We start from the raw sequence: 12,622 nt of genomic DNA on the forward strand, positions 1-12,622 counted from the left end.
ATCCGCCGCCGTCAACCGGAGTGACCGCATGACCTATTCGACCCCCTTGCGACGGCTGGCCGCCGCGCTGGCATTGGCCCTGGGTGCCAGTGCCGTTCCTGCCATGGCTGCCCCCGCCAGCGGCGACGCGCCCGTGCGCATCGTCGTCGGCTTCGCGGCCGGTGGCGCGCTGGACATCTTCGCGCGCGCGCTTGCTGAAAAGCTGCGTGTTTCGCTCGACACGCCTGTCCTGGTCGAGAACCGCCCCGGCGCATCGGCGCGGCTGGCGCTGGAGAACGTCAAACGCGCGCCGCCAGACGGCAAGACGGTGCTGATCTCGCCCGCGCCGCCGTTCACCATCTTTCCGCTGACCTACAAGCGCCTGGCCTATGACCCCGACAAGGATCTGGTTCCGGTCGCCTACCTGGCCGATGTGCCGCTGGTGGCGTCCGCCAGCGTCAACCAGCCCTATCGGACCATGCCGGAATACCTGGCATGGGTGAAGCGCAACCCGGACAAGGGCGGTGTCGGGCTGGTCACGCTCGGCGGCAGCATTCATTTCGGGGTGCTGTCGCTCAGCAAGTCGATTGGCGTGCCGTTGCTGCCCACTGCCTATCGCGGCGCCGTCATGATGCTGACCGATGAGATCGGCGGCACGCTGCCGCTGGGTATCGATGCGGTGGGGGGCCAGATGGAGCTGTACCGGGCGGGCAAGATCCGTTTCCTCGGCGTCACCGGGACCCGCCGGTCGGCGCTGCTGCCTGATGTGCCAACGCTGGCGGAGGCGGGCGCGCCGGGTTTCGAGGCGGCGTCAGGCTGGTACTCGGCTTTTGTGCCGGCGGGGACGCCGCCGGCTGCGGTGGCGAAGATCGAGAAGGCGCTGCTGGACGCCGTCAAGGATCCCGTGGTGCGCGACAAGATGTCGGCGCTGGGCATGGAGATGAACGGCAAGCCGGGGGATGCCCTGCGCAAGCTCATCCAGGCGCAGCGCACGCAGTGGGGCCCGGTGGTCGCGGCTTCGGGCTTTACGGCCAGCGAATGAGGCGAGCGGGCCAGGCGACGGTGGCGCGGGTATCGCTTGCTGCCTACCCTGATTGCGCAGGGCCGTGCCGCAACAGCCGGCCAACCCGCTCACGCAACATCGGCAGCACCTCGTCCTCAAACCAGGGATGCTGCTTGAACCACGGCTGGTTGCGCGGTGACGGATGCGGCAACGGCACGAAGCCGGGCGCGTAGTCCTTCCATGCCCTGACGGTCTCGGTCAGCGTTGGCTTGCGGCGCGCCCCGAGGAAATGGCGCTGTGCGTACTGGCCGACCAGCAAGGTCAGCTCGATCGACGGCAGTTGCGCCAGCAGCCGGTCGAGCCACAATGGCGCGCATTCGCGGCGCGGCGGGTTGTCGCCGCTCTTGCCGCGTCCGGGATAGCAGAACCCCATCGGGATGATCGCGAACTGCGATTCGTCGAGGAAGGTGGCGGCATCGACCCCGAGCCACTGCCGCAGGCGGTCGCCGCTTGCATCGTTCCAGGGAATGCCGGTTTCATGCACGCGTATCCCCGGCGCCTGGCCGACGATCAGGATGCGCGCGTCGGCCCCGACGCGCACGATCGGGCGCGGGCCCAGCGGCAGGTGTGGCGCACAGGCGCGGCAAGCCCGCACTTCGGTCAGCAGGGCATCGAGCGAGGCGTAGCGGGGCCGGCTCATCGTCACTGCGCCATCACGCGTGGTTGCCTGCCACCTGCCGCGACAGGAAGCTGCAGGTGGCCACCAGCACTTTCGCGCACTCAGGGATGCACGTCTCCATCCGGTTCTTCGGCCCTGCCACGGCAATGGCCAGGGTCTCATTGTTCAACGTGAGGAAGGTCGCGACGGCCCAGACGTCGCTGACGTTCTCGCCGCGCGTGACGAAGTAGCCGGCGCGCCGGCTTTCCTGGATGTCGCGCACGAGGGCCTCCGGGTCGGTCTTGGTGGCCATGGTGATGGCGGGCAGTTCCCGGCCGGCCAGCCAGCCGCGCAGCTCCTGCTCCTTCAGGCCGCCCAGGATGGCCTTGCCGATGGAGCTCGAGTGCAGCGGCTTGAACTCCCCCGGCTTGGCCGTGTAGCGGATCGCGTGCACGCCTTCGATGACCTGCAGGTAGATCACGGATTCACCCTGCCGCTTGCCAAGGATCACGGTTTCCCGCGTGGCGTCGCGCAGCCGCTCCAGCACCGGCGTGGCGCGTTCCACGAACGGGTCTTTCTCGGTGATGTCGCGCGCCACGTCATAGATGCGCCGGGTGGGATAGAGCGCGCGCGGACGGGTGAGGGAATAGAGGTAGCCGCGTGCCATCAGGGTCGAGACGATGGCGTGGCAGGTGCTCTTGGGAATGTCTATCGCCTCCGCCAGCTCCGTCAGCGACAGCGGCCGCTGGTTTGCCTGGAAGGCTTCAAGGATATCGATCACCCGCTCGATGGCGGTCACCGTGACGCCGGACATAGTCCCCTCCTTTCGCTTGCACCTGGCTGGAAGAAATTCGGCCGGCTGAACAAACGCCGGCGGCGTGGCCGTATTCCGCTGCATTGTACTCATTTGTTCGAGATACGGAACTAGCGTTCTTGTGCCGGAATAAGCCCCCGCCTAGCATCGATTCAAACCAGTCGGGAGGCAGAACAGCGTGTACGCAGCTAAGGACATCACCGTGGAGGAGCGCGCCGGCGGCGCGCTATGGATCACGATCGACCGGGCGCAGAAACACAATGCGCTGGCCCGCCACGTGCTGGCGGGATTGGCGCAGGTGGTGAGCGCCGCGGCGGCGCAGCCCGGGGTGCGCTGCATCGTGCTGACCGGCGCCGGCCAGCGCTTCTTTGCGGCAGGCGGCGATCTGGTCGAGCTGTCCGGCGTGCGCGACCGGGAGGCTACGCTGGCCATGAGCGAGCAGGCGCGCGGTGCCCTGGATGCGGTGCGCGACTGCCCGCTGCCGGTGCTGGCCTACCTGAACGGCGATGCCATCGGCGGCGGCGCCGAGCTGGCATTGGCCTGCGACATGCGGCTGCAGTCGGCGAGCGCGCGCATCGGCTTTATCCAGGCGCGGCTGGCCATCACCTCGGCCTGGGGCGGCGGCCCCGACCTGTGCCGGATCGTCGGCGCGGCGCGGGCCATGCGCATGATGAGCCGTTGCGAGCTTGTCGATGCGCAGCAGGCGCTGCAGTGGGGCTTGGCCGATGCGGTGGTCACGGACGGACCCGCCGGCAAGGACATCCACGCCTTCCTGCAACCGCTGCTGGGCTGCGCCCCGCAGGTGCTGCGCGGCATCAAGGCGCAGACCGCGGCCAGCCGGCGCGGCGAGTCGCATGACGCTGCCCGCACCATCGAGCAGCAGCAACTGTTGCATACCTGGCTCCATGCGGACCATTGGAACGCTGCCGAGGGCATCCTCTCCAGGAGGGCCCAATGAGCAACGCTGAGCTGTCCATGACGGATGCGGGCGCCGAGCCGGCCTTGCGGCCGGTCAGCCAGAGCGGCATCGAGGTTCCGGCGAGCGTGGATGCGGCGGCGGTCCATCCGGACAGGATCGGGGACCCCGGCAGCTACCCGTTCACGCGCGGCATCTTTCCCGATGGCTACCAGGGCCGGCTGTGGACCATCCGCCAGTACTCGGGATTCGGCACCGCGGAGGAGTCCAACGAGCGCTACAAGTTCCTGCTGGCGCAGGGCCAGACCGGCCTTTCAGTGGCGCTGGACCTGCCGACCCAATGCGGCTTCGATCCGACCCACCCGATGGCCCGGCCGGAAATCGGCAAGGTCGGCGTGTCGCTGTCGAACCTGAGCGAGGCCGAGATCCTGTTCGACGGCCTGGACCTGTCAAGGATCTCGACCTCGTTCACCATCAACGGCACGGCCGCGATCGTCTATGCCATGTACCTGGCCGTCGCAGACAAGCAGAACGTGCCGCGCAGCAAGCTGACCGGCACGATCCAGAACGACATCCTGAAGGAGTACGTCGCGCGCGGCACCTGGATCTTCCCGGTGCGGCCGTCGATGCGGCTGATCGCCGATTCGATCCTCTATTCGAACGAGGTCTCGCCACGCTTCAACCCCATCAGCATCGCCGGCGCCCATGTGCGCGACGCGGGGGCCACCGCGGCCGAGGAAATGGCGTACACCCTGGCCAACGGACTGGCCTATGTGGACGAGCTGCGTGCCCGGGGCGGCGACGTGGAGAAGTTTGCCAAGCGCCTGTCCTTCTTCTTCTACGTGCACATGGACTTCTTCGACGAGATCGCCAAGTTCCGGGCGGGCCGCCGGCTCTGGGCGCGCCTGATGAAGGAGCGCTATGGCGCCAGGGATGCGAAGGCCCAGCATTTCCGCTTCGGGGTCGTCTGCGGGGGATCGTCGCTGGTGGCGCCCCAGCCTTACAACAACGTGGTGCGGGTGGCGGTGGAGACCATGGCCGCGGTGCTGGGCGGGGCCCAGTCGATCTTCACCTGTGCCTTCGACGAGGCCTTCCAGATCCCGACCGAGTTCTCCGCCGAGCTGGCCGTGCGCACGCAGCAGATCATCGCCTATGAAAGCGGCATCGGCCGGACCGTCGATCCGCTGGGCGGCAGCTACTTCCTGGAGCAGCACACCGACCGGATGGAGGCGCAGATCGTCCACGTGATGGACGAGATCGAGGCGTACGGCGGCGTGATCCCTGCCATCGAGGATGGCTGGATCCAGATGCGGCTGGCCGAGCGGGGCCTGCAGCGCAAGCTGGACACCGATTCCGGCCAGACCGTCATCGTCGGCCAGAACCACTTCAGGAAGGAGGGGGAGGAGATCCGGGTCGGCGAGGTGTTCACGCTGGATCCGACCGTCGCGCAGCGGGCCCTGGAGAAGTTCCAGCGCGTGCTGGATACGCGCCAGCAGTCAGCCGTGGACGCATCGCTGGCCCGGCTGACGGCCGCGGCCGCCAGGGACAGCGAGAACGTCATGCCCTATCTGGTGGATTGCTGCCATGCCTATGCCACGGTCGGAGAGATGGTGGCTTGCCTGAAGCAGCAATGGGGCGAATTCAAGGAGCCGGTGAACCTATGAACACCTTGCAAGCCGCCGGCGCGTTGTCCGGCAAGCGGATACTGATTGGCAAGCCCGGCCTGGACGGCCACGATATCGGCGCGAAGATCATCGCGCTGACGTTGCGCAATGCCGGTGCCGAAGTCATCTACACCGGCCTGCGCCGCAGCCCATTGCAGATCGCGCAGGTCGCTGTCGACGAGGGCGTTGACGCAGTCGGCCTGAGCATCCTGTCTGGCAGCCACAAGGAGCTGGTGGGGGAGGTCATCGCCCAGCTGCGCGAACTCAATGCGCATGACATCAAGGTCTTTGTCGGCGGCACCATTCCCGCCGAGGACCAGCCCTTCCTGCGGACGCTGGGGGTCACCGCTGTGTTTACCGCCGACATGCCGCTGGAGACGGTGGTCAGCAATCTGGGCAGGAGCCTGGCGTGAGCGCGCCCCTTGCCGGCATCCGCATCATCGAAGTCGGCCACATGCTTGCCGGGCCCTACTGCGGGCTGATGATGACCGACCTGGGCGCCGAGGTGATCAAGATCGAGACCCCGGAAGGTGATATCGGCCGCACCATCAGCCCCCATTTCATCGGCCCGCACAATGCCTACTTTGCCAGCCTGAACCGCAACAAGAAAAGCGTGGTGCTCGACCTCGCCAGCGAGGCAGGGACGCTGGCACTCGGGCGGCTGTTGCGGCAATCCCATGCGCTGGTGACCAACCTGCGTCCGGCGGCGGTGCGCAAGCTCGGGCTCACCTACGAGGTGCTGCGCCAGTGGAATGAGCAGCTGGTCTGCGTGGCCGTCACCGGCTACGGCCTTGACGGCCCCTATTCGGACAGCCCGGCATACGACTATGTGATCCAGGCCATGACCGGGGTCATGGCCTTGACGGGAGATCCGGCGGCACCGCCCACCAAGGCCGGCTACTCGGCGGTGGACAACTCGGCTGGCCTGGTTGCCGCAGTGGGCTTGCTTGCGAAGATCGTGCAGGGGCGGGGTGGGCAGGTGGACGTGGCCATGTACGACGTGATGCTGTCACAGCTCAACTACCTTGCCGGGGCCGCCCTGAACGCGGGGGAGACCATCGAGCGGCTGGCCGACTCGTCGCATCCCTACCTGGTGCCCGCACAGATCTTCCCGACCGCCAAGGGCTGGCTGACGCTTTTCATCACCCATGACCGCTTCTGGAAGACCTTCTGCGAGGAGGTGGACCGGCCGGCGTGGACCACGGATCCGCGCTTTGCCACCATGGCGGGCCGCCGCGCGCACCGTGCCGAGGTGATACCCGAGATTGCCGAGGTGCTGCGCTCCGCCCCGGCGGCGCAATGGGTGCGGCGCCTGGGGCCACAGGGCGTGGTGGTGTCGGAGGTGGGCACATTGAATGAGGCGTTGGGCAGCGACATCACCGCTGCGCGCTCGCTGATCGTGGCGCTGGGGCAGGGCGAGTTGCCGCTGCGCGCGGTGGCAAGCCCGATCCGCTTCTCGGATTACGAGCCGAGCTATGGCCTGCCGCCGTTGCTTGACGAGCATCGCGATGAAGTCCTGGGCAAGGTGGCGCCATGAACCCGTCCTCGCTCGACCGGGGCGCGCTGGGCCGGACGCTGACCCGCATCGCCAACGCCACGCCCGCGGAGCTGGTGCAGCGAGCGCAGCGGGATACCCCGCTGCATCCGGCCAGGCGCATCGGCATGACCGGTGCGCCCGGCGCGGGCAAGAGCACCCTGTTGGGCCACCTCGCCATGGCGCGCGCGTCTAAGGGGCGCCTCGGCGTGCTCGCGGTGGATCCCAGCAGTCCCAGGAGCGGCGGCGCCATCCTCGGGGACCGGATCCGCATGGATGAGCTTGGCACCAGCCCGGAACTCTACATCCGCTCGCTGGGCTCGCGCGGCACCTCGGATGGCCTGGCTGACAACCTCCCGGAGATGCTGGATGCGATGGATGACTTCGGCTTTGCCGAGGTGCTGCTGGAAACGGTCGGTGTCGGCCAGACGGAATACGCGGCGCGCGCGCAGGTCGATACGCTGGTGCTGCTGTTGTTGCCGGACAGTGGGGACATGGTGCAGGCGATGAAGGCGGGAATCATGGAAATGGCCGATATCTTCGTCGTCAACAAGGCAGACCTGCCGGGCGCCCAGCGCATGGCCACGGATATCCGGCGCATCGGCGCCATCACGCGGCATGCGCAGGGCGCGTGGGTTCCGCCGGTGCTGCTGACCGCGGCATCGCGTCCCGCCTCGGTCAGTGCCCTGTCCGATGCCATCGACCGGCACCAGGCGTGGCTGGCTGCCGCCGGGCGGCAGGCGGCCTTGCGCAGGCAGCGGGCCCGCTACCGGCTGAAGCGCCTGCTCGAGGTCCAGGTCGCCGAGGTGGTCGCCAATCAGGACGATGAATTCCTGGCCCTGCCACTGCGGCAGCAGCTGTCCCAGGCCTGGACCCAGCTGGGCAAAGCCATTGGCGCGTAGCGCTGCCAGTCCGAACAACGCCGGAGCCGCAAGCACCATGTCGCGCGAAAGAATCAAGGCACTCAAGAAAACCATCCGCACCGCCGGCCGCGCCGAAACCCCGGCGCACCAGGTGCCAGATGTGCGGGCGGCCGCGCTGGCGCTGCTGCGGCACAGCGTCAGGATGCGGCACGAGCGGCTGGCGGTAATCCGCCTGCTGGACGCGATCAGGCTGCGTGCCGACATAGACGGGGAACTGTGGCGCTATTTCGAAACGGTGGAAAGCGTGCGGGCAAATCCGGGGCAGTTGCGCAGGCTCAGGAAAGCGCACCTGTCCGCATTGGCCAGCCCGGCCGGGGCAGAGGCAGCGCCACCAGGCGGGATGCGGGCGTGAACGGATGCAGTGCAATCTGTCGACAGGAGGGGAGATGCGGATAAATAGAAAACGAGTGCCTGAAGGCCGGGCAAGGCGGATCAGGTGGCCGGCTGCGTTGCTGGGCATGGCCGGCCTGGCCCTGGCCGGACCGGCTGCGGCCCAGTTCAGCGACGAGTCGGTGAAGATCGGCGTGCTGGCGGACATGTCAGGGCTTTACTCTGACATGGGCGGCAACGGCCTGGTCGAGGCAGTGCGGATGGCGATTGCGGATGCCGGCGGCGAGATCAACGGCAAGCGCATCGAGCTGGTCCACGCCAACCATGCCGGCAAGCCCGATACCGCGGCCACGCAGGCCCGCGAGTGGTTCGACCGGCAAGGGGTGGACATGATCATCAGCGGGCCCAGTTCCGGCACCAGCCTGGCGGTGGCCAAGGTCGCAGCGGAAAAGCAGCGCCCGGTCATGGTGACCGGCGGCGTGGCGGCGCAGCTGACCAATGAGGAGTGCTCGCCCTATACCATCCACTATCTCTATGACACCGTGGCCCTGGCCAGGGGCACCGGTGCCGCCATGACCAGGCAGGGCGGACGGTCGTGGTACTTCCTGACGGTGGACTATGCCTTTGGCGCCTCGCTGGAGAAGGAGACCGCGGCGGTGGTCACCGCCGGCGGCGGCAAGGTCCTGGGCAGCGTCCGGCATCCTTTGTCCGCCTCCGATTTTTCCTCCTTCCTGCTGCAGGCCAAGGCATCGCGGGCCCAGGTCCTGGGGCTGGCCAACGGCGGCGGCGACACCATCAATGCGATCAAGGCGGCCAACGAATTCGGCATCTCCAGGTCGATGAAGATCGCGGGGCTGATGCTGTTCATCACGGATGTGCACGCCCTCGGCCTGGGACTGACCCAGGGCATCACCCTGACCGAAGCCTGGTACTGGGACCAGAGCGATGACTCAAGGAAGTGGGCAGGGCGGTTCCAGGACAAGATGAAGAAGAAGCCCACCAGCATGCAGGCGGCCAGCTACTCGGCGACACAGCACTATCTGCGCGCGGTGAAGGCTGCCGGCACGGACGCCGCCGCGAAGGTGATCGCCGGCATGAAGGCCACCCGCATCAACGATATGTACGCCCAGAACGGCTATATCCGCGGAGACGGACGCATGGTGCACGATCTGCGCCTGATGGAAGTGAAGAGCCCGGCTGAATCACGCCAGCCGTGGGACTACTACAAGGAGGTGCAGCGGATTCCCGGGGAGCAGGCCTTTGCTTCCAGGGCGGAATCCCGATGCGCGTTCTGGAAGTGAGATGTGTGCAGTGGAAGTTTGATCAAGCCGATCCACCGTATCGGCGGGCAAGGCAGCACGTTCCCCGTATCAGTCAAACCATAGGAGACACCGATCATGACAGCAATGCCATCCCGGGCTGCGGCCCAGCCGTTGCAGGCCGCTCCCTCAGAGCAGGTGCGCGCAGCCATAGCGCGCGGGACCGACCTGCCCATTCTCGACCTGGGCCCCTACCTGGCTGGCGTGCCCGGCGCGCTTGAGCAACTGGCCGCCGACGTCAAGCTGATCCAGGAGGAGCTGGGGTTCTTCTCGGTGATCAATCACGGCATCCCGCACGCCCTGATCGACGAGTCGTTCCGCCAGACCGCCAAGCTCTTCGAGATCCCGATGGAAGAGAAGCTCAGGCACCGGGTCGGCTATCACCACCAGGGCTACCTGCCGCCGAAGGCATCCATCCTGAAGTCCGAGGCGATCCGGACCAAGATTGCGGAGAACACCAAGAAGGATACCAATTCGGCCTGGCTTTTCATGCGCAACCGCACCGAGGACGACCCCAAGGTGCGGGCCAATGTGCGTCATCGTGGCCTGAACCAGTGGCCGGAGAGCCTGCCGGAGTTCCGCCAGACGCTGTACGACTACCAGTTGTCGATGGAGCGCCTGGCGCTGAAGTTCCTGCCCATCTACGCCAGGGCGCTGGAGCTGCGCGCGGACTATTTCGACAGCATGTTCAAGGCGCCGGAATACTACCAGCGCTGCGCCTACTACCATCCTGAGGAACACCTCGACGAGGGCCAGTACGCGCTGGCGCCGCATTCCGACGGCAGCTTCCTGACCTTGCTGCCGATGACCCCGGTGCCCGGCCTGCAGGTCATGACCCCGTCGCGCGAGTGGCTGAGTGTCAGCTACGTCAAGGACGCGCTGATCGTCAACACCGGCCAGATCCTGAACCGCCTGTCCAACGACCGCTTCATCGCCACGCCGCACCGCGTGGTCAATCCGCCGATGAAGCGCTATGCGCTGACCTTCTTCTTCTACCCGGACGATGACGCCAATGTCGGGCCGATTCCGGAATGCGTCAGGCCCGGGGACGAGATCAGGTATGACTCGCGCTCGTTCTATGACTTCTTCGTGCCCTACCTGGACGATCTCTATCACTACAACGACGCGGAGTTCATGAAGGAGTCGGAGTCGCCGGGCTCGCTTGCGCGGAGCCAGTAGGGGAGCAGACCGATTTCCATGGGCTGAGGCGGTACCGCTGGCCTGCGCGAGGCGCACAGGCCGGGAGTGGCCGCGGTGACGATTGATGTGCTGTTCAGGAGCGGCGGGTGAAGACGTTACTCATCGGAGGGAAATGGCTCGGCGCCATCGATGGCGAGACCATCGACGTGATCGATCCCAGTGACGGCATGGCGTTTGCGAAGATCAGCCGCGGCCGCGCCGCGGATGTGCAGCAGGCGGTGAGCGCGGCGCAGGATGCCTTGCAGGGCGAGTGGGGCAGCAAGACCGCGACCGAACGCGGGCGCATCCTGCAGCGGCTGGGACAAGGCATTCTCGATCACGCGGAAGAGCTGGCGGCAATCGAGGCGCAGGACACCGGCAAGCCGATCTCGGCCGCGCGCGCCGATGCCAGGGCGGTGGCCAGGTACTTCGAGTTCTACGGTGGCGCCGCCGACAAGGTCCACGGTCAGACGATTCCGTACCTGGACGGATACAACGTGAGCGTGGTGCGCGTCCCGCATGGCGTGACCGCCCACATCATTCCCTGGAACTACCCGGCGCAGATGATGGGGCGCACGCTGGCGCCGGCACTGGCGATGGGCAATGCGGCGGTGCTGAAGCCATCGGAGGATGCGTGCCTGAGCGTGATCCGGATTGCCGAGCTTGCCATGGAAGCCGGGCTGCCGCCCGGAGCCCTCAACCTGGTGACCGGGTATGGCGCGGAGGCAGGCGCCGCGCTGACATCGAACCCCGGCATCCATTTCGCCACCTTTACCGGCTCGCCCGAGGCCGGCGCCCTGGTGCAGCAGGCAACCGCGGCCAACCACGTCCCCTGCGTGCTTGAGCTGGGCGGCAAGTCGCCGCAGATCGTCTTCGACGACGCGGACCTGGACAAGGCGGTGCCGGCCGTGGTCAAGGCCATTGTCCAGAACGCCGGGCAGACCTGCTCGGCGGGCAGCCGGCTGCTGGTGCAGCAAGGCATCTACGATCGCTTCGTCGGCATGGTGGCGCAGGCCTTCCGTGCCCTGCAGGCGGGCGTGCCGGCCGCCGATCTGGATTGCGGGCCGATCGTCAGCGAGCGGCAGTACCGGCGTGTGATGGGGCTGGTGGAGGCCGCGCGGGACAGCGGCGTGCCGGTTATCGCCGAAGGCGGGTTTGCGGCGGATTTGCCCCGGGGTGGGTACTTCGTCAGGCCGGTCCTGTTCGGTCCGGTGCCGCGCGACCACGCGCTGGCGAATATCGAGGTATTCGGGCCAGTGCTGTCGGTGATGCCGTTCACGGACGAAGAGGATGCCATCCGGCTGGCCAATGCCACCGACTACGGCCTGGTCGCCGGCGTGTGGACCGAGAACGGCAGCCGGCAGATGCGGGTCAGCCAGCGGCTGCAGAGCGGGCAGGTCTTTATCAATTGCTACGGTGCCGGCGGTGGGGTCGAACTGCCCTTCGGCGGCGTCAAGAAGAGCGGGTACGGCCGGGAAAAGGGCTTCCTTGCGCTGGAAGAGATGAGCACCACCAAGACCATCGTGCAGCACTACCAATAGGGAGACGACATGTCGGAGCTATCAGACCAGGTTGCCATTGTCACGGGCGCAGGCAGTGGCTTTGGCGCCGCGATTGCGCGGGCCTTTATCCAGGCGGGAGCGAAGGTCGTGCTGGCCGATATCGATCGCGATGCCGTGCAGAGACTGGCGGACGAGTTGGGGCCGAATGCCAGTGCGGCCGCGTGCGACGTCACCAGCCCGGCGCAGATCAACGCCGCGGTGCAGCACTGCTGCGACCATTTCGGCGAGCCGGACGTGGTCGTCAACAATGCCGGCACCACGCATCGGAATCAGTCGATGCTGGAAGTCGACGAAGCGGTCTTCGACCGCGTCTTCGCCGTCAACGTCAAGTCGATCTACCACATGGCACGCGCGGTCGTGCCGCTGATGAAGCAGCGCGGCAAAGGCGTGATCCTCAATATCGGCTCGGTCGGCAGCCACCGGCCGCGCCCGGGGCTGACCTGGTACAACAGCTCGAAGGGCGCGGTGAGCGTGATGTCGAAATCGATGGCTGTTGAACTGGCCGCGCACGGGATCCGGGTCAACCTGATCTCGCCCGTGATGGCGGCGACCGGGCTGCTGCAGGACTTCATGGGGGTTGCCGACACCGCCGAGAACCGCGCCCGCTTTGTTGCCACCATACCGCTGGGGCGAATGTGCGAGCCGGCCGACGTGGCCAATGCCGCGGTCTTCCTGGCAAGCCCGGGTGCCCGCTTCCTTACCGGCATCGACATGCCCGTTGACGGAGGCCGGGCCATCTGA

13 protein-coding genes are annotated in these 12,622 nt (G+C 67.0%); 11 read left to right on the forward strand and 2 right to left on the reverse strand.

Translation table 11 applies throughout. The features are described from left to right. Positions 1-28: 28 nt before the first annotated feature. Positions 29-1,021: a tripartite tricarboxylate transporter substrate-binding protein gene (locus AC1Q6V_RS22485; protein WP_454749671.1), complete on the forward strand. Its 993-nt coding sequence runs from the start codon at positions 29-31 to the stop codon at positions 1,019-1,021. A gap of 43 nt (positions 1,022-1,064) precedes the next feature. On the opposite strand, the gene AC1Q6V_RS22490 is transcribed toward AC1Q6V_RS22485, so the two are convergent. Continuing rightward, complete coding sequence (locus tag AC1Q6V_RS22490; RefSeq protein ID WP_439671994.1) at positions 1,065-1,682, reverse strand: uracil-DNA glycosylase family protein; 618 nt, start codon at positions 1,680-1,682, stop codon at positions 1,065-1,067. 13 nt (positions 1,683-1,695) lie between these two features. After that, entirely contained in the window at positions 1,696-2,454 is a 759-nt protein-coding gene (locus AC1Q6V_RS22495; protein WP_010810321.1) for an IclR family transcriptional regulator, read from the reverse strand. Between the two features lie 178 nt (positions 2,455-2,632). Between AC1Q6V_RS22495 and AC1Q6V_RS22500 the strand changes: the two genes are divergently transcribed. The 10 genes from AC1Q6V_RS22500 (at position 2,633) to AC1Q6V_RS22545 (ending at position 12,622) form a co-directional block, all read left to right on the forward strand. Beyond that, the gene (locus AC1Q6V_RS22500; RefSeq protein ID WP_011617503.1) at positions 2,633-3,412 is read left to right on the forward strand and encodes an enoyl-CoA hydratase/isomerase family protein; all 780 of its coding nucleotides are present in this window, start codon (positions 2,633-2,635) and stop codon (positions 3,410-3,412) included. Further along, a complete protein-coding gene (locus AC1Q6V_RS22505) occupies positions 3,409-5,034 on the forward strand; it encodes an acyl-CoA mutase large subunit family protein (protein WP_010810319.1) in 1,626 nt (541 codons plus the stop codon). Before AC1Q6V_RS22500 ends, AC1Q6V_RS22505 begins: the two co-directional genes overlap by 4 nt. Continuing rightward, entirely contained in the window at positions 5,031-5,447 is a 417-nt protein-coding gene (locus AC1Q6V_RS22510) for a cobalamin B12-binding domain-containing protein (protein ID WP_010810318.1), read from the forward strand. Before AC1Q6V_RS22505 ends, AC1Q6V_RS22510 begins: the two co-directional genes overlap by 4 nt. Further along, positions 5,444-6,571 carry a CaiB/BaiF CoA transferase family protein gene (locus AC1Q6V_RS22515; protein WP_010810317.1) on the forward strand — a complete coding sequence of 376 codons (1,128 nt, stop codon included), beginning with the start codon at positions 5,444-5,446 and terminating at the stop codon, positions 6,569-6,571. Before AC1Q6V_RS22510 ends, AC1Q6V_RS22515 begins: the two co-directional genes overlap by 4 nt. Further along, the gene (meaB, locus tag AC1Q6V_RS22520) at positions 6,568-7,470 is read left to right on the forward strand and encodes a methylmalonyl Co-A mutase-associated GTPase MeaB (protein ID WP_010810316.1); all 903 of its coding nucleotides are present in this window, start codon (positions 6,568-6,570) and stop codon (positions 7,468-7,470) included. The genes AC1Q6V_RS22515 and meaB overlap by 4 nt, the downstream gene beginning before the upstream one ends. Before the next feature lie 37 nt (positions 7,471-7,507). Then, entirely contained in the window at positions 7,508-7,843 is a 336-nt protein-coding gene (locus AC1Q6V_RS22525; protein WP_010810315.1) for a hypothetical protein, read from the forward strand. A gap of 106 nt (positions 7,844-7,949) precedes the next feature. Then, positions 7,950-9,122, forward strand: a complete 1,173-nt coding sequence (locus AC1Q6V_RS22530; RefSeq protein ID WP_037023437.1) for an ABC transporter substrate-binding protein — start codon at positions 7,950-7,952, stop codon at positions 9,120-9,122. Positions 9,123-9,218: 96 nt separating this feature from the next. Next, positions 9,219-10,319 (forward strand): isopenicillin N synthase family dioxygenase, encoded by a 1,101-nt coding sequence (locus tag AC1Q6V_RS22535; RefSeq protein WP_011617500.1) that lies wholly within the window; start codon positions 9,219-9,221, stop codon positions 10,317-10,319. Between the two features lie 107 nt (positions 10,320-10,426). Beyond that, entirely contained in the window at positions 10,427-11,860 is a 1,434-nt protein-coding gene (locus tag AC1Q6V_RS22540; RefSeq protein WP_010810312.1) for an aldehyde dehydrogenase family protein, read from the forward strand. A 9-nt stretch (positions 11,861-11,869) separates the two neighbouring features. Continuing rightward, complete coding sequence (locus AC1Q6V_RS22545) at positions 11,870-12,622, forward strand: SDR family oxidoreductase (RefSeq protein WP_010810311.1); 753 nt, start codon at positions 11,870-11,872, stop codon at positions 12,620-12,622.

The sequence above is a fragment of the Cupriavidus sp. GW823-FHT07B10 genome, from assembly GCF_058794355.1.